The sequence below is a fragment of the Actinoplanes derwentensis genome, from assembly GCF_900104725.1.
Lineage (GTDB): Bacteria > Actinomycetota > Actinomycetes > Mycobacteriales > Micromonosporaceae > Actinoplanes > Actinoplanes derwentensis.
In genome coordinates, this window is the sequence record NZ_LT629758.1 from 2,488,286 (window position 1) to 2,508,774 (window position 20,489).

The 20,489-nt window shown below is 69.5% G+C and carries 13 protein-coding genes; all 13 read right to left on the reverse strand.

The window, feature by feature from the left end; all coding sequences use genetic code 11:
- Positions 1–6 precede the first annotated feature (6 nt).
- The 13 genes from BLU81_RS11550 to BLU81_RS11610 all read right to left on the reverse strand — a co-directional run bounded on the left by BLU81_RS11550 (position 7) and on the right by BLU81_RS11610 (position 20,486).
- On the reverse strand, positions 7–1,497 hold the full coding sequence (locus BLU81_RS11550; RefSeq protein WP_092544186.1) for an OmpL47-type beta-barrel domain-containing protein: 1,491 nt from the start codon (positions 1,495–1,497) through the stop codon (positions 7–9).
- On the reverse strand, positions 1,494–5,375 hold the full coding sequence (locus BLU81_RS11555) for a ThuA domain-containing protein (protein WP_092544188.1): 3,882 nt from the start codon (positions 5,373–5,375) through the stop codon (positions 1,494–1,496). Before BLU81_RS11555 ends, BLU81_RS11550 begins: the two co-directional genes overlap by 4 nt.
- On the reverse strand, positions 5,372–6,376 hold the full coding sequence (locus BLU81_RS11560) for a multicopper oxidase domain-containing protein (protein ID WP_231954420.1): 1,005 nt from the start codon (positions 6,374–6,376) through the stop codon (positions 5,372–5,374). The genes BLU81_RS11555 and BLU81_RS11560 overlap by 4 nt, the downstream gene beginning before the upstream one ends.
- Positions 6,377–6,581: 205 nt before the next feature.
- Positions 6,582–8,630 (reverse strand): PQQ-dependent sugar dehydrogenase, encoded by a 2,049-nt coding sequence (locus BLU81_RS11565; RefSeq protein WP_092544192.1) that lies wholly within the window; start codon positions 8,628–8,630, stop codon positions 6,582–6,584.
- A 1-nt stretch (position 8,631) separates the two neighbouring features.
- Positions 8,632–9,531 (reverse strand): sugar phosphate isomerase/epimerase family protein, encoded by a 900-nt coding sequence (locus BLU81_RS11570; RefSeq protein WP_231954422.1) that lies wholly within the window; start codon positions 9,529–9,531, stop codon positions 8,632–8,634.
- A 205-nt stretch (positions 9,532–9,736) separates the two neighbouring features.
- On the reverse strand, positions 9,737–10,744 hold the full coding sequence (locus BLU81_RS11575; protein WP_092544194.1) for a sugar phosphate isomerase/epimerase family protein: 1,008 nt from the start codon (positions 10,742–10,744) through the stop codon (positions 9,737–9,739).
- A 160-nt stretch (positions 10,745–10,904) separates the two neighbouring features.
- Positions 10,905–12,590, reverse strand: coding sequence for a ThuA domain-containing protein (locus BLU81_RS11580; protein WP_197686194.1), 1,686 nt, complete (start codon positions 12,588–12,590; stop codon positions 10,905–10,907).
- A gap of 19 nt (positions 12,591–12,609) precedes the next feature.
- Positions 12,610–15,411: a PQQ-dependent sugar dehydrogenase gene (locus BLU81_RS11585; protein WP_092544196.1), complete on the reverse strand. Its 2,802-nt coding sequence runs from the start codon at positions 15,409–15,411 to the stop codon at positions 12,610–12,612.
- A gap of 150 nt (positions 15,412–15,561) precedes the next feature.
- Complete coding sequence (locus BLU81_RS11590; protein WP_092544198.1) at positions 15,562–16,614, reverse strand: polyprenyl synthetase family protein; 1,053 nt, start codon at positions 16,612–16,614, stop codon at positions 15,562–15,564.
- Positions 16,611–17,978: an alkaline phosphatase family protein gene (locus BLU81_RS11595; RefSeq protein ID WP_092544200.1), complete on the reverse strand. Its 1,368-nt coding sequence runs from the start codon at positions 17,976–17,978 to the stop codon at positions 16,611–16,613. Before BLU81_RS11595 ends, BLU81_RS11590 begins: the two co-directional genes overlap by 4 nt.
- Positions 17,975–19,111 carry a metabolite traffic protein EboE gene (gene eboE, locus BLU81_RS11600; RefSeq protein WP_092544202.1) on the reverse strand — a complete coding sequence of 379 codons (1,137 nt, stop codon included), beginning with the start codon at positions 19,109–19,111 and terminating at the stop codon, positions 17,975–17,977. Before eboE ends, BLU81_RS11595 begins: the two co-directional genes overlap by 4 nt.
- Positions 19,111–19,962: a TatD family hydrolase gene (locus BLU81_RS11605; RefSeq protein ID WP_092544204.1), complete on the reverse strand. Its 852-nt coding sequence runs from the start codon at positions 19,960–19,962 to the stop codon at positions 19,111–19,113. The genes eboE and BLU81_RS11605 overlap by 1 nt, the downstream gene beginning before the upstream one ends.
- Positions 19,962–20,486 carry an EboA domain-containing protein gene (locus BLU81_RS11610; protein ID WP_092544206.1) on the reverse strand — a complete coding sequence of 175 codons (525 nt, stop codon included), beginning with the start codon at positions 20,484–20,486 and terminating at the stop codon, positions 19,962–19,964. The genes BLU81_RS11605 and BLU81_RS11610 overlap by 1 nt, the downstream gene beginning before the upstream one ends.
- Between the last annotated feature and the right edge of the window lie 3 nt (positions 20,487–20,489).

Here is a 20,489-nt window from a genome sequence, read left to right on the forward strand (position 1 = left end):
GGCGGTTCATGAGCCGACGCTCGAGCGCGCGGCGGTGCGGACGATGGTTCCGGCCCGTCGGCTGGTGAGGGTGCCGGCGGCGACCAGGCCGGCGGTCACCGTCTCCACGTGCCGGACGAAGGCGGCGTGGGTGCGGTAGGTGGCGTGTTCGGCGATCAGGTCGTTGATGGTGCAGCCGTCGCCGGTGACGGTGTTGGGGATGCCGGTGTCGTCACCGTCGATGATCACGGTGGCGCGGGTGTCGGAGCACGCTCCCGGCACGGCGACGGTGAGGGTCACCGACTTGACCGCCGCGGTGTTACCGGCGTTGTCAGTAGCGCGGTAGCCGAGGGTGTGTGCACCGGCGGCGGTCACCACGACAGGCGCGGCGTAGCCGGTCCACGCTCCCCCGTCGAGCTGGTACTCCACCGAAGCCACCCCGGAATCGGCGTCGGTGGCGGTCACGGTGACGGTGGCCCGGCCGGGCGACGAGGCCACGGTCGCCGTCGTGACCGGCGGGGTGGTGTCCGGAACGGGCGGCACCACGATCGTGAAGTGCTCCATCCGCACTGCGGAGGTGTTGCCGGCGTTGTCGACCGCCCGGTAGTGCAGCATGTGCGTCCCGGCCGTGTTCACCGCGCCCGGAGCCGTGTAGACGGTCCACGCTCCGCCGTCGAGCTGGTACTCCACCGACGCCACCCCGGAGCCGGCGTCGGTCGCGGTCAGCGTGAAGGAGACCGAGCCGACGTAGTCACCGGCGGCGTCCCGGGCGCCGGCGAGCTGCGCGGACACGGCCGGTGCCGTGGTGTCGTCATCACCCGCCGCCACGACCGTGAACGTCACCGAGCCGGCCGCGGACACGTTCCCGGCCCGGTCCGTGGCCCGGAACTGCACCGAATGATCACCCGGAGCGGAGACCACGACCCCGCTGCTGTACGCCTGCCAGCTGGCGTCGTCGACCTGGTACTCGACACCGGCGACACCGGAACCGGAGTCCGACGCGGTGACCGTGACGGTGGCCGAGCCGACATACGCGCCGGCCGGATCACGGGTCCCGGTGACAGCCCCCGAGACGGTCGGCGCGGTGGTGTCCTCGCCACCCCCGGAGGTGACGACGAGTTCACCGACCATGGTGCTGTGCCCGGGGATCGTACAGAAATAGCGGTATTTGCCTGGGGTCAGATTGACGGTCGCGGTGTGCTTGCCGTCGGTGGCGTCGAACGGGCTGGCCAGGATGTTGAGGGTGACGTCGTGGTTGTAACCCTCGGTGCTGGTGTCGAAGGTGAGGGTGTGCGGCATGCCGAGGGTGTTGCCGGTGGCCTCGCTGTTCTCCCACACGATGGTGGTCTCGCCGGCGGTCGCCGTGGTCGGCGCGGACTTGTAGCGGGTGATGTCGCCGTCGGCGGTCCAGGTCAGGGTCTGCGCGGCGGACGCCGGCGGCACGAGCAGCGGGGTCATCGCGACCACGAGCCCGGCCACCAGGGCCAGCACACGCCTTCTCCAGGAAGCGGAACTCATAGGGCACGCACCCGGACGTTGCGGAACTCGGCGGTGTCGCTGTCGCCGTGGTTCTGCAGGCCGATGTGACCGCGCAGGAACTGCCGCAGGTCGGTGGGCGGGTCCCCGGCACGCGACGACTGCTTGCCGGGAGTGTTGTCGAACTCGTTGATGACCACGCCGTTGCGGATGATGGTGTAGTGCTGGCCGGTCACGCGTACCTCATAGTCGTTCCATTGGTTCTTGGGTGTGCTCCGGCCGTCGGCGAGCGTGACCGGGTCGAAGTTGTAGACCGATCCGGTCTTCTGGGTCTCGCCGGTCTCCCCGTCGTAGATCTGGATCTCGTGTCCGCAATAGATCGCGACCCAGGCCTGCGACGTGCGGGCGCTGCCGGCCGTTCCGCAGCTGTCCGGTGGACGCTGGACGAGCGGGATCCGCGGGTCGGGGAACCGGGTGAACACGCCGGTGTTGGCGCGGCCGGTGCCGGGGGCGACGTCCTTGAACTGCAGGCGCAGCGAGAAGTCGCCGAGTTCCTTGGTGTGCCAGAGCATGCCGAGTCCACCGGCCGACCGCAGCGCACCGTCCGCCTGAATGCTGAAGGATCCGGACGGTGCCTGTTCCCAGCCTTGCAGCGAGGTGGCGGTGCCGTCGAACAGCGGCTCGTACCCGGTGGGAGGTGTGGACGCGGCGGCCCTGGTCAGGACGCCGGCCTGCCGGACGGGCAGCCAGGCGTCGGCGATCGTGGTGACGTGCCGGACGAACTGGTCGCGGCTGGCCCACTGGCCCTCGTCGTCGATCAGGTCGTTGAGGGTGCAGCCGCCACCGGTCGGCTTGCTGGGCACGCCGGTGTCGGTGTCCCCGATCCACACCGTGCTCCGGGTGTCCGGTACTGAACAGCCGACGGTGACGGTGGTGGCGGTGGTGACCGTCTCGCCGTCGGCGTACGTGACCGTCAGCCGGGCGGTGAAAGAGCCGGCCTTGGCGTACGTGTGGCGAGGATCGGCCTCGGTGGAGCCGGTGCCGTCACCGAATTCCCAGCGGTGGCCGACTCCACCGGAACGGGAGCCGTTGAACGCGTACGTCAGCGCCTTGTTCTGCACTTCCACCACCGCGGCGGCCGGGGTGGGTGTCGGGGCGCCGCCGGTGTAGACCACCCGGAGCAGTTTCTGCGCGGCGTGCAGGGTGAAGAAGCCGCCGCCGTAGTCGAGCAGGTACAGCGCCCCGTCCGGGCCGAACTTGGCGTCCATCCAGCTCATCAGCCGGGTATCGGCGTTGCCGCCGGGCAGGATGGCGCGCAGGGTTTCGGCGAACAGCGGTGGTTTCTGCTGCGGGACTCCGGCCGGGTCGACGGTGACGGCCACCCGGTTCGCGGAGTTGCTCTGGTCGCCGATGAACCACTTGTCGTCCCAGTAGGCCGGCCAGGCGACGGTGCTGGCCGGGTCGACCCGGTCGTGGTGGTAGGTGGGGCCGGACATCACCGCTTGTCCCCCGCCGCGCAGGTAGGGCTGGGTGTAGACGGCGTCGGCGGCGTTGTAGGTGGGGATGCCGGTGCCGTCGGCGCGGGGCGGGAAGACCGGGCCGCCGCCGCCCGGCGAGTACCAGATCATGTTGTCGCGGGCCGCCGGGATGTCGGTCAGTCCGGTGTTGCGCGGTGAGGTGTTGGCCAGGTTGCCGCAGTCGTACCAGCCGGTGAGCACGGTGGCGTCGGTGCTGCTGCGGTCGCGGTACGGCTGCCGGTTGCCCATGCAGTACGGCCAGCCCTGGTTACCGGCTGACGTGATGATGGTGGCGGTCTCGTATTTCGCCGGGCCGAGCTGCGGGTTCGGGGTGGACGCGTCCGGGCCGACCCATCCGGCGGTGAGCCAGTCGTGTTCCGGGTCGATCTGCAGGCGGGCGATGTTGCGCACGCCCATCACGTAGATCTCCGGCCGGGTCTTGGCGGTGCCGGGCGGGAACAGGTTGCCGCCGGGAATCGTGTACGTGCCGTCGGCTTCCGGGTGGATGCGCAGGATCTTGCCGGCCAGGTCGTTGGTGTTGCCGGAGGTGCGGCGGGCGTCCTGGAACGAGATCCCGGCGTACTCCTGGGTCCAGTTGTTGCCGGAGTAGCCCTGAGAACCCTCGGAGGAGTTGTTGTCGCCGGAGCCGATGTAGAGGTTGCCGCTCTTGTCGAAGGCCATCCCACCACCGGCATGACAGCAACTGTGGATCTGCACCGGGAACTTCAGCAGGTCGATCCGGGTGCCCTGGTCCAGGGAGGCGGTGGCGTGGTCGTAGGTGAAGCGGCTGACGGTTCTCTCGCCGACGCGACGAGTGCGGTCGATGGAGGAGTGCGGCATCCAGTAGACGTAGAGCCAGCCGTTGTCGGCGAACGCCGGGTCCGGGGCGATGCCGAGCAGGCCCTCCTCGTTCTTCACCAGCTCGGTGCCGCTGCCCCGGTTGCCCATCACCGGCAGGGTGGTCAGCAGTTTGACCGCTTTGGTGCGAGGGTTCCAGGAGTGGATGGTGCCGCAGCCCAGGCCCACTTTCGGGTCGTCCCAGCTGACCACCGGCCCGGTCGGGCAGGCGGCCTTGCCGACGTAGAAGACGGTGCCGTCGGCGGCGATGGTCAGCCCGTGCGGTTCACCGATCTGGTCCAGTTTGCCGGTCTGGTTGACGGCGGTGAGTCGCTCGGTCCGGTAGTTGGCGGCGATGGTGGCCTGGCAGTCGCCGCGCACCAGCCCGGCCGCCCAGGACAGCGCACCGGTCAGGTGTTTGCGGAAGCCGTCCTCGGCGTAGCTGTCGGCGGTGTGGCCCATGCCGGTGTAGAAGGAGCGCCCGCCCTGGTAGTCACGGCACCAGGAGATCGGGTGGAACGCGCCGTTGGCGCTGATGCCCGGGCGGTAGTGACGTTCCTCGACCTGCGCCAGGGTGTGCACGGTGCCGATCGGGTTGGGGTCCCAGTTGTACCAGCGGTCCGAGCGGCTGATCGTCGCCGGCAGCGAACGTGTCGCCGGGTGCCGGCTGTCGAGCACGTTCACCACCGACCGGTCGACGCCCGGTTCGGCCGGTGGGGTGCTGGCTCCGGTGAACAGGCGTAGTTCGGCGAGCTGGGTCAGCGGCTGGCCGTTGTTGGCGGTGATGTCGAGCCGGAAGTGCGCGGTGGTCGCCGGGGTGGCCAGTTCGAAACGGCGGGTCTGGAACCGGTCGGTGAAGGCGTGCCCGGTGCGCTTGTCCACGTCGGTCCAGGTCTGGCCGTCCGGGGAACTCTGCAGTGTCCAGTCCTTCGGGTCGCGGCCCTCGGTGTCGTTGGCCGAGGTCAGCGCGTACCCGGTGATGGTCTTGGCAGTGGCCAGCTGGTAGGCGACCCAGCCGGTCGGGGTGCGGACCAGCCACTTGGTGCTGGAATCGTTGTCGGTCAGCTTCTCCTTGGTCTCGTTCGGCGCGTTCTCGCCGCTGGCGGTGACCGTGGCGACCGGTTCGGCGGCCGGGATCGCGCCCGCGGGCCGGGTGCCGATCAGACCGGTGAACCAGGACGAGTCCAGTTGCGCCTTGGCCGCGTCGGCGACACCGACAAAACCACCGCCACCCTTGATGTACGAGGTGAGCGCGCTCTCCTGGTCGCGGGTCAGGGTGACCCCTTCAGCGGACAGGAACACCACCGCCCGGTGCCGGTTCAACTGTGCCGCGGTGAAAACGGCCGGATCGCTGGTGACCGTGACAGTGATCCCGGCCGCCTGCCCGAGCTGCTGGATCGTGCTCGCGGCGACGGCGACCGGATCATGCTGCCCGTTTTCAAGACCGTGGAATACGACCACCGACACCGGTGCCGCAGCGACGGCCGGTGCTGCACTCACCGGCAGCGGTGTCGCCCCGGCCGCCAGGGCCAGTGTCGCGATCACCGACAGTCCTGCTCGTCTCATTGGTGCACCCCTTGATGAGCGGTGGTGTGGGCATGGCCCCGGAAGCGCTCGATGGCCTCCTCGGCGCCGGGTGGCATGCCGCCGTCGGCGTTGCGGACCAGGAAGATTCCGGACATGCCGCCGTCGGAGTGGCTCTGCACGTGGCAGTGGTACATCCAGGCGCCCGGGCCGACGCCCTCACCGGCGATCACCTGGAACCCGAACGAGCTGCCCGGGTTGAGGTCCTTGTTGTCGATCGTGGGACTGGGGTCGCTGACGCTCTCCAGCATCCCGGTGCGGTTGTCCACCCAGCGGTGCGCGTGCAGGTGGAAGGTGTGGAACAGGTTGCCGTGGCCGATGGCCAGCCACTCGACCCGCTGGCCGAGGTTCGCCTCGAACATCGGCGTGTTCGGCGCCGTCTTGTTGTTGATCGTCATGTCGTGGAAGACCACGGTGAACTGCTTGTCCGGCAGGACGTCGCCTCTACGGCGCACGATCAGGGCGCCGTAGAGGCCCTTGGCCACGCCGCCGGTGCCGTGGTCGGTGCCCATCGCGTGGTCGTGGTAGTGCCAGTAACCGGCGCTGCCGGGCATGAACCGGCGGCCGGGGGCGGTGGACATCTCGCGGGAGCGCCACTGGTAGGTGCGGGTCTGGCCCGGCTCGTTGTAGGAGGCGTGCAGCGGGCTGCCGTCCGAGTCGGTGCTGTAGTCGACACCGTGCGCGTGGATGGAGAGGCGCTTGTCGGTGGTGTTGACCAGGGTGATCTCCAGGGTGTCACCCTCGTAGATCTCCAGGACCGGGCCCGGGACGGTGGCCTTGCCGGGTTCCAGGCCGTAGCCGTAGAGGCCGCCGGGCAGTGCCTCGGCATAGATGGTGACCTTCTTGACGACGGCGAGACCGGCGCTGGCCGGGGTCTGCGGGAGTGCGACCGCGCTGATGGCCGGTACGGCGGCGCCGAGCGCGCCGACGGCGAGAAGTGAGCGCCGTGGGAATCTTCCGGTTCGATGGGTGGTGTCGTCCATTCGTCTCCTCATCGAGGAAAGCCGGTCGCGGCCATGATGAATCGTCGCGTTGATACCGGCTCGGTGGATGAGGTAAACCTATGGCTTATATCAGCACGAGTAAATACAGAATGGCTCTTTCTTTTGGTTCCGGAACCAAAAGGTGGAAAGGCACGACGGCAGGCCCGGCGTTGACGCCGGGCCTGCCGTCGTGATCGGTCTCGGGTCAGTCGGTGGGGGTCAGCACCACCTCGGCCGAGCCGGTCTGGCCCTGGGCGTCGGTGTACTCGGCGACGAACACCGCGGTCAGGTTGTCCTGGCCCTCGTGTCCGGGGTCGACGAACGTGGTGATCGAGCCGGTGCAGCCGGACGCGGTGGACAGCGGGTGGCCGTGCTGGTCGTGGCCGAGGATGTAGGAAACCTGGACGTTCGCGCAGTTCACCGGGGCGTCGTCGACCACGTTCACCTGGAAGGTGACGGTGTCGCCGAACGCGAACTCCTGACCGTTGGTGGGGGTCACGAACGACACTGTGGGCGCCACCGGGCCGACGTGCAGCAGGATCTCGGCGGAGGCGGACCGGCCGGTGGCGTCGGTGACCTTCAGGGTGGCCCGGTAGTCACCGTTCTCGGTGTAGGTGTAAGACGGGTTCGGCCGCCGGGAGTCGACCCGGCCGTCGGCGTCGAAGTCCCACGCGTACCGCAGCGCGTCGCCGTCCGGATCGACGGTTCCGGCACTGGAGAAGTTCACCGTGAAAGGCGCGGATCCCACCGTCGGGGTGCCGCTTGTCTTCACGATCGGCGTCTTGTTCTTCGGCGCGTAATCGACACGTGCCAGCTGCGCCTCGGGGTTCTCGGAGAAGTAGCCGTCACCGTATTCCAGAACGTACAGCGCCCCGTCCGGCCCGAATTCCAGGTCCATCGGATTGTCGAAGGCGATCGACGGCAGCACCGGGTCGATCGCGGTGACCTGGTGGCGGCGGTCCAGGCTGAACGCCTTGACGTAGTCGCGGGTCCACTCGTAGAACAGCGGCTTGCCCGCGAAGTCGGCCGGCCACTGGAACGGCGACCTGACGCGCTTGTCGTACTGGTAGGCCGGGCCACCCATCGGGCCGATACCACCGGCACCGAGCTGCGGGAACTCGGTGCCGGCCGAGTAGGTGTAGATGACCTCGGCCTTCTCCACCGGCGGCAGCTCACGCAGACCGGTGTTGTTCGGCGACGCGTTGACCGGTGCGGCGCAGTCGAACGGCGCGCCGGAGGTGCCGGTGGCGAAGTCGAAGTCGACGTACGGCTTGTCGGGCGCCACACAGTACGGCCAGCCGTAGTTGGCGGGCTTGTCGACGGCCATCCAGCGGCCGTGCCCGGCGGGGCCGCGCTGCGGGTTGGGCTGCTGCGCGTCCGGCGAGTAGTCGGCCAGGTAGATCACGCCGGTCTTCTCGTCGACGTCGAAGCGGAACGGGTTGCGCAGACCCATCGCGTAGATCTCCGGGCGGGTCTTCGCGGTGCCCTTCTTGAACAGGTTGCCGCGCGGGATCGTGTAGGAGCCGTTCGCCTTCACGGTGATCCGCAGTAGTTTGCCGCGCAGGTCGTTGGTGTTGCCCGCGCTGCGCTGGGCGTCGAAGGCCGGGTTGCGGTCCGGGCTCTCGTCGATCGGGGTGTACCCGGCGGAGAAGAACGGGTTGGTGTCGTCGCCGGTGGACAGGTAGAGGTTGCCGCCGGAGTCGAAGTCGATCTTGCCGCCGACGTGGCAGCAGATGCCGCGGTCGACCGGCACCTGCAGGATCTTCTGCTCGGTGCCGAGTGCGAGGGTGTTGCCACGCAGCTTGAACCGGGACAGTTGCAGGTGGCCCCGGAACGGGGCGAAGTCGGCCGGGGTGCCGTTGAAGGGCGCGTCGCCCTCGTTGACCGCCGGGGTGGCGGGATCGTCGACCGGGGTGTTCAGGACCGGGCTGTAGTAGACGTACACCCAGTTGTTGGTCTTGAAGTCGGGGTCGACGGCGATGCCCTGGACCCCTTCCTCGTCGTGCAGGTAGACCGGGATGGTCGCGGCGAGCACGTTGCGGCCGGTGCGTGGCTCGTGGATGCGGACCTGGCCTTTGCGGGCGGTGTGCAGCACCCGCCCGTCGGGTAGCACGGCCAGGGCCATCGGCTCGCCGGGGAAGTCGTTGAGGGTGACCTTCTGGAAGTCGCTGTCCGGCGGCGGCGCGGCCCGGACCGGGCTGGGTGCACCGAGAACGAGCAGGCCGGCGGCGCAGGCGGTGAGAAGTCGGCGCATGTCAGAACCTCAGTCCGGACAGGTACTGGTAGCCGACCCGGGCCGTGTCGAGGGCCTGGGCCGGGGTGCGGGGCGGGCTGCCCGCGTCGTCGCGTTCCACGATGTACTCGACCAGGCCGGCCTCCCTGGCCCGCCGGAAGATCCGCTGGAAGTCGATCAGGCCCGCGCCCGGGTCGGCGAAGCTGCTGTTCACGTCCATGTCCTTGACGTGCACCTGCTTGATCCGCTTGCGGTTGCGCTCGATCAGGTCGATCGGGTCGGCGGCACCCCGCCACGCCCAATAGAGATCCACTTCGAGGTGTACGAGCCGGGCGTCGGTCTCGTCGGTGAGGATGTCGAATCCGGTCCGGTCCCCGCCGCTCTGGCGCAGGAACTCGTTGTGGTGGTTGTGGTAGCCGAAGCTGAGCCCGGCCCGGCGGGCCAGTTCACCGGCCTTGTCGAGGTCGGCGGCGAACGCCCGGTAGACGGCTGCGTCCCGGATCGGACCGGTCGGTCCGGTGCCGAAGTAGGGGTGGACGATGAACTTGTTGCCGACGATCGCGGCGTCGTCCAGGGCCCGTTTCCAGGTCTCGGCGTTCCACGGTTGCGGGATGCCGGCGTGCCCGGAGGTGGCCTTCAGCCCGGCGTTGTCGAGGGCGGCCCGGAACTGGGCGGCGGTCCGGCCGACGAAGCCGGCGTGTTCGACCCGCCGGTAACCGATCGCGGCGAGCTCGGTGAAGGTGGTCTCCAGATTCACCGAGAGCTGATTGCGCAGCGTGTAGAGCTGCACGCTGATCTGATCGCGGGGAACCCGGTGGGCGGAGTTCGAGTGTCCGCCGGCGGAAGCGGGCGAGCCCAGGGCGGTGGATGCCCCGACGGCGGCCGCTGCGCCGAGAAGATGACGTCGGCTGAGTTCGGTCATGATCGTTCTGCCTCCGGTTTCGGTGATGAACTCGGATGGCATGCGGGAGCGGAATCCTCCCGTAGCCGGCAACTTCCCGGACGTTACCGCGTATTTACGTCTGTCACTAGTTAAACATCGGCATGAAACAATCTAACTTCTGCACGATCTGATGAAACAACGCATGGCCGGACGCAAAGCGCCCGGCCTGACCGCGCTGACGGTGCTATTGGTTCGAGGAGAACGCCGCGTCGAAGGCCGCCGACGGCGCGTCGAACGCCAGCCCCCGCACGAACTTCAGAGCCTCCGGCGCCCCGACGAGCCGATCCATGCCGGCGTCCTCCCACTCGATCGAGAGCGGGCCGTCGTAACCGATCGCGTTCAGCGCCCGGAAACAGTCCTCCCACGGCACGTCACCGTGCCCGGTGGACACGAAGTCCCAGCCCCGGCGCAGATCCGCCCACGGCAGGTGGGAGGCGAGCCGGCCCCGGCGGCCGTCACCGGTGCGCACCTTCGCGTCCTTGCAGTCCACGTGGTAGATCCGGTCGGCGAAGTCGAAAATGAAGTTGACCGGGTCCAGGTCCTGCCAGACGAAGTGCGACGGATCCCAGTTCAGGCCGAACTCCGGCCGGTGGCCGATCGCCTCCAGGGTCCGCTTCGTCGTCCAGTAGTCATAGGCGATCTCGCTCGGATGCACCTCGTGCGCGAACCGGACCCCCACCTCACCGAACACGTCGAGGATCGGGTTCCACCGGTCGGCGAAGTCGGCGTACCCACGTTCGATCATCGACGGCGGCACCGGCGGAAACATGGCCAGGGTGTGCCAGATGGAAGATCCGGTGAATCCGACGACGGTACGAACCCCGAGCTTGGCGGCCGCCCGGGCGGTGTCCTTGATCTCGTCGGCGGCCCGCTGCCGGACCCCCTCCGGTGCGCCGTCGCCCCAGATCCGGGCGGGCAGGATGTCCTGATGCCGCTCGTCGATCGGATGGTCGCAGACGGCCTGCCCGACCAGATGGTTGCTGATCGCGAACACCTGCAGGTTGTACTTGGCCAGCTGCTCACGTTTGCGGTCGACGTAACCGTCGTCGGCCAGGGCCTTGTCGACCTCGAAGTGGTCGCCCCAACAGGCGATCTCTAGACCGTCGTAACCCCACTCGGAGGCCAGCCGGCACACCTGGTCGAACGGCAGATCGGCCCACTGGCCGGTGAACAGGGTGATGGGTCGTGCCATGATTTCACTCCTCACTGCGACAGTGAGGCAGCGCGAGGAACCGCCCGGGGCGTGACGTCGTGGCGGCGGCCGGCGGCATGGAAGTGCCGGGTGGGTTTGCGCCTCCCACCCGGACACCGGGCGGCGTCCGTGTTCGTCGCCGCCTACTCTATGCCGCCGGTCAGCCCACGGTCCACAGTTGATTGGCCGCGCCGAGGCAGTCCCACAGGTGGATCTGCTGGCCGTCGGCCGGGCGGGCCTCCGAGACGTCCAGGCAGCGGCCGGACTGCGGGTTACGGACGGTCCGGCCGGCCTGAGCCACCCAGTTCTGCGCCCCGCTGCCGTTGCACGTCCACAGCTGCGCCTTCGTGCCGTTCACGGTCGCGCCACCGGCCGCGTCCAGGCACTTGTTCGACGCGGGGTTCCGCCACACCTGGCCGCTGACCTGCCAGTTCTGCGCCCCGGTTCCGTTGCAGGTCCACAGCTGGATCTTGGTGCCGTCGGCGGTTCCGGCCCCGCTCACGTCCAGGCACTTGCCGGCCAGCCCGACCACCGGGCCCGGACCGGCCGGTGGGGTGCCGAGCTCCTTGATCCGCACGTTACGGAACGACACGTCGTCGCCGTCGCCGTGGTTCTGCAGGCCGACGTGACCGGCGAGATCACGTACCGGATCGGTGTTGGTGAAGTCGTTGATCTTCACGCCGTTGAGCAGCACCTGCAGACGCTGGCCCTGAACCAGCAGCTCGTAGGTGTTCCACTCCCCCGGCGGATTCAGCGCCGCGTCCCGGGCCGCCGCGTTCGCGCCCTGGAAGCTGTAGACCGCGCCGGTGGTCCGGTCGGCGGCGTCGGTGGCGTCGATCTGGATCTCGTAACCGTTGTTCACCGCCGACCACGGGTCACTCGACGGCGGGAAGCCGATGAACACCCCGGAGTTGTCGTCCCCGGCCATCCTCCAGTCCAGTTTGAGCGAGTAGTCGGTGAACGCCTTGCCGGAGTACCACAGCAGGCCGAGCCCACCGGTCGAGGTCAGAGTGGCGTCGCTGTTGGTGAAGGCGCCCGGCCCGGCCTGCTGCCAGCCGGTGGTCGAGCCGTCGTACAGCGGGGTGTAGCCGGTCTCCGGGCGGCAGTCGGCCCGCACCTGACCGGCTGTGTAACGGATGCCGCCGAGCAGGTGGGCACGGAAGGCGGCGTCGGCGTACGACTGCTGGGTGTGCCCGCCGCCGGTGTAGAACGACCGGCCCGCGTCCAGGGTCTTGCACCAGGCGTGCGGGTGATCGGCGCCCATCGTCCCACCGGAGTACGACGTCTCGTCCAGGGTGGCCAGCACGTGGGCGGTGCTGCGGGCATTGGTGCGGTAGTCGTACCACTCGTCGGTGCGGTTCCAGATCTGCGGCAGATGCGCGGTGGCCGCGTGCGCCCGGTCCGCCACCTCCACCCGGGCCGGCTGGATCGCCGGGTGGGAGGCGAACCAGGCGCCGACCAGCTGACCGTAGAACGGCCAGTCGTATTCGGTGTCGGCGGCCGCGTGGATACCGGTGTAGCCGCCACCGGCGCGGATGTAGGACTCGAACGCGGTCTGCTGGACGTCGTTCAGCACGTCGCCGGTGGTGTTCAGGAAGACCACCGCCTCGTACTGGGCCAGGTTCGCGCTGGTGAACGCGGTGGCGTCCTCGGTGGCGGTGACGGTGAAGCCGTTCGCGGTGCCCAGCTCACGGATCGCCTGCACCCCGGTGCTGATCGAGTCGTGCCGGAAACCGGCGGTCTTGGAGAAGACCAGCACGTCGTACGGGGTGTCGGCGAGGGCCGGCGCGCCGCTCGCCAGGAGGGTCAGCGCGGCTGTCGCCGCACCGAGAAGAATTCTGCGCACGATGGGTCTCCTTACCTGGTCAGGGAAGGTTCCAGAGTTGGTTGGCGGCGCCGTTGCAGTCCCACAGGTGAATCTGCTGGCCGTCGTCCGGTTTGACCTCGGAGACGTCCAGGCAGCGGCCGGACTGCGGATTACGGACCGTCCGGTTGCTCTGAGCCGTCCAGTTCTGCGCGCCGCTGCCGTTACAGGTCCACAGCTGCGCCTTGGTCCCGTTGGCGGTGGCGCCACCGGCCGCGTCCAGGCACTTGTTCGACGCCGGGTTCCGCCACACCTGACCGGTGATCTGCCAGTTCTGGGCGGCGGTGCCGTTGCACGTCCACAGTTGGATCTTGGTGCCGTCGGCGGTTCCGGCCCCGCTCACGTCCAGGCACTTACCGGCCAGCCCGACCACCGGGCCGACGGTCCGGAAGGTGAACGCGTCCAGGTCGAACAGCGCCCCGGTCCCACCGGCGAACGTCAGGTAGAGCGTGGTGGTGCCGGCCGGCGGGTTGCTGATCACGCCGGTGACCTCGGTGAAGACGTCCCAGCCGCCGGTGACCGGCACGATCGCCGAACCGAGCACGGTGCCGGTGGCCGACCCGGCACGGACCTGCACGGTGCCGCCCGCTCCGGCCGACGAGGCCCGGACGGTGAACCCGGTGGTGTCACCCAGCCGGTACGGATCGAAGGAGATCCAGTCGCCGGCGTTGATGTCGCCGACGGTCCGGCCGCCCTCGGCGGTGGTCTTGGTGAACGTGTTGACCCCGGAACTGTTCTTGAAGTGCTCGGCCTGCCGGTGCCGCGGCTGCAGGACGTGCTGGGTGTGCGTGGTCAGACCACCGGCGTCGGTGTACTCGGCGTCGAACACGGCGAAGATGTTCGCGGCCGCGTCGTGCTCACCGTCGACCGGGATGCTCAGCGAGCCGGTGCAGCCGGTGGCCGAGGTGATCTGGTGTCCGTGCTGGTCATGGCCGAGCACGTAGGTCATCTTGACCTTGGTGCAGTCGATGGCCGGGTCCTCCGGATCGGTGACGGTCACCGCGAACGGCACGGTGTCGCCGAAGGAGAACAGCCGGCCGTCGCCGGGCGTCGTGATGGTCACCGTAGGCGCGGTGTTACCGACGCCGATCTGCACACCAGCGGTGCCGGTCGCGCCTTGCGGGTCGGTCACGGTCAGCGTCACTTGATAAGAGCCATTGCTGGTGTACGTCTTGGAAGGGTTCGCCGCCGTGGAGGTGGTGCCGTCCCCGAAGTTCCACAGGTAGGTGAGCGTCCCGCCCTCGGGGTCGCTGGAGCCGGCCGACGAGAAGGTGACCGTCAACGGCGCCTGCCCGGTGACCTTGTCCGCGGTCGCGTTCGCCGTGGGACTGCGGTTACCGCCGCCGACGTGGTCGTAGCGGTACAGCGCGGAGTTCTCGTCCCCGTTGAAATATCCGGTGCCGTAGTCGAGCACATAGAGCGACCCGTCCGGCCCGAACGCCGAGTCCATCACCTGCTTGCCGTTCCACGGGAACGTGGTGATCTCACCGGGACTGCCGTCGGCGCCGACGTGGATCGGTTTGATCCAGCCGCGGCCGAGTTCACCGGCGAAGAAGTGGCCCTCGAACGACTGCGGGAACTTCGTCGCCGACGTGGACGCGGCGTCGTAGCGGTACACCGGCCCGGCCATCGGCGACTCCGAGCCGCCACCGAACTCCGGCGGGCTGCCCGCGTCACCGGCGTACCGGATCCAGGCCGGTCTCGCCGGTGGCAACGTGGCCTGGCCGGTGTTGCGGAACGAGTTGTTGACCGGGCCGCCCGCGCAGTTGTACTTCGGTCCGGCGGTTCCGGTGGCGAAGTTCCATTCGGCGTACGTCTCGGTCGCGGTGTTCGTGCCGGTGCAGTAGGGCCAGCCGAAGTTGCCGGGTGCGGTGATCCGGTTGAACTCGACCTGCCCGCTCGGACCACGGCCGGTGGTGGTGCCGGAGTCGGGCCCGTAGTCGCCGACGTAGACCGCACCGGTCGCGCGGTCGACACTCATCCGGAACGGGTTGCGGAAGCCCATCGCGTAGATCTCCGGCCGGGTACTCGCGGTGCCGGGGGCGAAGAGATTTCCGGCTGGTACGGCGTACGACCCGTCGCTGTTGACCTTGATCCTGAGGATCTTGCCGCGCAGATCGTCGGTGTTGGCGCTGGTGCGCTGGGCGTCGAAGGCCGGGTTACGGTCGGCGCGTTCGTCCAGTGGGGCGAAACCGTCGGACTGGAACGGGTTGCTGTCGTCGCCGGTGGACAGGTACAGGTTGCCGGCGGCGTCGAAGTCGATGTCGCCGCCGACGTGACAGCACAGGCCCCGGTCGGCGGGCACGTCCAGGATCCGGGTCTCGGCCGACAGCTTCCAGTCGGCGGTCAGGGTGAACCGGGCGAGCCGGTTGACCCCCTGCCAGAGCGACCAGTCACCGCCCGCGGCCGGGGCGTCGCCGGCCGGGGTGGACAGCGGCGGCGCGTAATAGAGGTAGATGTGCCGGTTGGTGGCGAAACCCGGGTCGACGCCAATGCCCTGCAGACCCTCCTCGTCGTGGGTGTAGACGGGCACGGTGCCGGCCACGGCGGTGGTGCCGGAACTGTCGGTCCGGCGCACGGTGCCGTTGCGGGCGGTGTGCAGCACCGAACGGTCCGGCAGCACGGCCAGGGTCATCGGCTCACCCACCTCGGGTTCACCCTTGGCCAGGGTGACCTGCTGGAAGTCGGCGGGATCGATCGGGTGGGCGGAGGCCGGAGCCGGGAGGGCGACGACGGCGGCCGCGACCGGGAGCAGGGCGGCGACGGCGATGGTCCGCCACCGGCACAGGGTGGAGTCGGGCATGGGTGGGTGACCTCTTCCTGACCGGACGGGATCTTTCAGAGGAGGAGCGCACCCGCGCGGGTGGTGTGTCAGGAACATTAAGGAGTTAATAGAAAAGTGTCTATACTTTTCGTTTCCGGAACTCGACTTCTGTCGATGCGTGCGAAACGCTCAGCTCTGCCGGGTGACGACCTCGTCGGCGAGCCGCCGCAGCGCGGTGGCCACCTCGGCGGGCAGTGCGGCCCGGTTCAGGGCGGACAGGGCGGTGCTCAGGCGGGTCTCGATCAGGCGCTCGGTGGCCTCGCGCGCGCCGGTGTCGACGATGATCCGGCGCAGTTCGGCCGCGCCGTGGTCGTCCAGTTCCGGGTCTCCGAACAGCTCCCGGATCCGGGTCAGCTGCGCTCGGTCGGCGCGGTCCCGGGCGTACGCCACCATCGCCGTGCGTTTGCCCTCACGCAGGTCGTCCAGCACCGGTTTGCCGGTCACCGCCGGATCGCCGAACACCCCGAGCACGTCGTCCCGCAGTTGGAAGGCGTCGCCCAGCGGATCCCCGAACTGCACGAACGACGCCAGCAACGCATCACTCGCACCGGCCAGAGCCGCCCCGATCTGCAGCGGGCGGGTCACCGTGTACCGCGCCGACTTCATCCGGATCACCGTCAGCGCACCGGCCACCGAGCCGTCACCGACCCCGGACACCAGGTCCAGGTATTGCCCGGCGATCACCTCGGTCCGCATGCCCGCGAACACCGGATAACCGCGATGCACCTGCTCCCGGGTCAAGCCGCAGCCGTTGAACATCTCGTCCGCCCAGGCCGCGCACAGGTCCCCGCCGAGCAGGGCGGTGTTACGGCCGTAGCGGGCCGCGTCGCCGCGCCACGCCGACCGGGCGTGCCGGTCGGCGAAGAACTGGTGCACCGACAGTTCGCCGCGGCGCCGCACGCTGCCGTCCATGATGTCGTCGTGGATCAGCGCGAACGCGTGGAACAGCTCCAGCGACGCCGCGGCGGTCACGATGGCCTCGTCGTCCGGGCCGTCCGCGCCGCGCCAGCCCCAGTAGCAGAACGTCGGCCGTAACCGTTTGCCGCCGGCCAGCACGAACCGGTGCAGCGTGTTCAGCAGTCCGTGCGGGGCGCCGTCCGGCCAGCCCGGCCCCTGCCGGCTCAGGAACGCGGCCAGCCGGGCGTCGAACCGGGCCCGCAGGTCCACGGCCAGTTGGGTCACGACGTACTCCGGTACAGGCCCGCCAGTTCCAGCAGCAGCGCTTTCACGTCGGTCGCGGCGATCCGCGCCGGGCCGCCGGCCCGTGAACACAGCAGCATCGGGGAGTCGGCCTCGTCGTCCGGCAGCCGGCCGTGCGAGCCGCGGACCGCGCGGGCGCCCGCGTCCAGTCCGACCACACTCATCAGGTAGCGCATGCCCAGCTTCTTGCGGGCCAGCGCCACCGCGGCCCACCGTTTCGCCGCCGCCGGCGCGGCCGGATCGAAGAACAGTTCGGCCGGGTCGTAGCCGGGTTTGCGGTGGATGTCGACCAGGCGGGCGAAGTCCGGGGCGCGGTCGTCGTCGAGCCAGTAGTAGTAGGTGAACCAGGCGTCCGGCTCGGCGACCAGCACCAGGTCCCCGGCGCGCGGATGATCGAGCCCGTGCCGCACCTCGGCCACCCCGGGCAGCCCTTGCAGGATCTTCTCGACCCGGGGCAGGTCGGCCGGATCACGGACGTAGACGTGCGCGATCTGATGGTCGGCCACCGCGAACGCGCGGGACGTCCACGGGTCCAGGTATTCCATGCCCTGCTGGGTGTGCACGCGCAGCAGGCCCTCGGCGCGCAGTGCCCGGTTCACGTCGACCGGCTGCCGGACGTCGGTGATGCCGTACTCGGACAGCACCACCACCGTCGCGTCCCGTTCGGTGGCGGCCCGCAGCAGCGGTTCCAGGACGATGTCCAGTTCGGCGGCGGCCGCTGCCGCCCGCGGATCCGACGGGCCGTAGCGCTGCAGGTCGTAGTCCAGGTGCGGGACGTAGACCAGGGTCAGATCGGGGTCGTGCCGCGCCATCACCCGCTGGGCGGCCGCACAGATCCACTGCGACGACGCCAGACCGGCACCCGGGCCCCAGTACGAGAACAGCGGGAACGTGCCGAGCGCGGCGGTGAGGTCGTCGTGCAGTTCCGGTGGATCGGTGTAACAGTCCGGGTCCTTGCGGCCGTCGGCGTGGTAGACCGGCCGGGGTGTGACCGTCCAGTCGACGTCGGCGCCCATCGCGTACCACCAGCAGATGTTCGCCACCGTGTAACCGGGCTTGTGCCTACGGGCGGCCTGCCACACCTTCTCGCCACCGACCAGACCGTGATGCTGACGCCAGAGCAGCACCTCGCCGAGGTCGCGGAAGTACCAGCCGTTGCCGACCACACCGTGCCCGGCCGGGGTCTCGCCGGTCAGCAGGGTCGCCTGCACCGAGCAGGTGACCGCCGGCAGCACCGGGTCCAGCCGGGCCGAGAACCCGGCGTCGGCGACCGCCCGCAGCCGCGGCATGTGCTCCAGCAGCCGCGGAGTCAGGCCGACCACGTCCAGCACGACCAGCTTGTTCACTCTGCCACCTGCTCGTGGAGAAGATCGCGGGCGTACGCCAGTTCCCCGGCGATGCCGTCGGCCAGTTCCGCCGGGCCGGCCGGGCGCCGGTCGACGGGCAGCACGTCCCAGGTGTAGGTCTCCACGTCCAGGTGGTCGCACCACGGTTCGTCGGCGGCCATCAGGTGGTGCAGCGCGGTCTCCAGGACTTTCGTGGTGCTCGCCAGCGGTGGTGCGGGGGCGACGTGCAGCGGCACGTGGAAATGCACCCGCCACGGACCGGGCAGGCCGGCGGCCAGCGCCTCGTCCAGGTCGTCGGTCGCGGGGCCGTGCGCCGAGCGGGTCTGATGCAGGAACCGGGGTTCGGCGTACTGCTGCAGCACATCTCGGGCCGCGACCGGGTCGGCGACCTCCAGAGCGGCACTGACCTGCACCTTCACCACCGGCAGTCCCTGTTGGGACAGGCGGTGCAGGGCTTCGGCGGGTTCCTCCCAAGCGCACGCCAGGTGGGCCAGGTCGAGGCAGATGCCGAGACGGCCGGTGTCGACCGCTGCCAGCAGTTCGGTGGCCTGGGTGGTGTTCTCGACGACGCAGCCGGGTTCCGGTTCGAAGCCCACCCGTACCGGACGGCCGGTCTGGTCCTCGATCTCGGCCAGTCCGGCGGCGAGCCGATCCAGGTTGCGGGCGGCGATGTCGCGCTGGTCGGGACGCCACGGATCACGCCAGGCCAGTGGCAGGGTCGAGATCGAACCGCGGGCGGCGTCGTCGGGCAGCAGATCGGTCAGCACCCGGGCCAGGTCCAGCGTGTAACGCAGCCGGTCCTCGGTGGTCCAGTCCGGGCGGTAGACGGCATGTTTGACCACCGGAGCCTGGAACGCGGCGTACGGAAAACCGTTGAGGGTCACCACTTCCAGGCCGCGGGTGTCCAGTTCGGTGCGCAGCCGTCGCCGGGCCCGCGGGTCGGCGGCCAGTTCGGCGGCGGCCGGGGCGGCCAGCCACAAGCCGAGGCCGAGTACGTCGGTGTCGAGCCGTTTGCGGACCGGCACCGCGAACGCGTCGAGTTGCGCCACGATGCCGGGCAGGTCCTCGGCCGGATGCACGTTGGTGCAGTAACTCAGGTGCAGCGTCCGTCCGCTGCGATGCCGCAAACGCATCAGCTACCACCCCGCAGGATGGAACTGCCCTCGAAGGTGGCCTCTTTTTCGAGAATGTCGGTCAGGTCCAGGCGTCCGGACTGGCCGTAGAACTCCACCGGATTACGCCACAGCACCCGGTCCACGTCGTCGTCGGTGAACCCGGCGGCCAGCATCGCCTCCCCGGTGCGCAACGTCAGCAGCGGGTCCGATCGGCCCCAGTCGGCGGCCGAATTGACCAGGATCCGGGCCGTGCCGTGGTCACGCAGGATCTGGACCATCCGGTCCGGTGACATCTTGGTGTCCGGGTAGATGGAGAAACCCATCCAGCAGCCCGCGTCGTGCACCGCCCCGATCGTGACCTCGTTGAGGTGGTCCACCACCACGTGATCCATCGCGATGCCGGACTCCTTGACCACCGCGAGGGTACGGTCCACACCGCGCGCCTTGTCCCGATGCGGCGTGTGCACCAGCGCGGGCAGCTCGTACTCGACAGCCATCGCGAGCTGCGCGGCGAAGACCTCGTCCTCCTCCGGTGTCATCGCGTCGTAGCCGACCTCACCGACCGCCACCACCGAGTCCTTGTCCAGGTAGCGGGGCACCAGGGCGAGAGCTTCCCGGCAGCGCGGGTCGTTCGCCTCCTTCGGGTTCAGCGCGATGGTGGCGTGGTGCCGGATCCCGAACTGGGCGGCCCGGAACGGTTCCCAGCCCACGAGCGCGTCGAAGTAGTCGGCGAACGAGCCGGCGCTGGTGCGGGGCTGGCCCAGCCAGAACGCCGGTTCGACGACCGCGCGGACCCCGGCGGCGGCCATCCGCTGGTAGTCGTCGGTGGTCCGGGACGTCATGTGGATGTGCGGGTCGAAGATGCGCATCAAACCTCCAGCAGACTTCGTGCGTCCTCCGGGAAAGAGCGGCCGGCGGCGGCCCGTTCGTCGCGCAGCCCGGCGGTCATCGCCGCGAGTTCGGCGTCGGCCCGGTCGGTCAAGCGATCCACCACCGCCAGGGGTATGCCCATGAACACGCATTTCAGGACCGACTGCCGCCACGCGGGCTGATCCAGGTGCCGGGCGTACGGGCCGAGAGCCGCGGCCACCAGCCGGGTGTCGTTGGTACGGATCGCGTCGTGCAGCAGCGGCACGGCCTCCGCGCCGATCGGTAGTTGCGGTAGCGCTTTGAGGACGGCCAGTTTTTCGTTCGCGTCGCCGTGCCGGTACAGGTCGTCGACATATCGGGGCAGGTCGGCGGCGGGCAGGGCGAGCAGCAGACGGGCTCGGGCGGCCTCCTTCTCCTCCCGGGCACAGTGCCGTCCGGCCGCGGCGAACAGCCGGGTGATGCTCGGTGGGTCGGCGGCCACCCGGGCCACACCGGCTTCGAGCCAAGCGTTGTGCGGGTCCATCAC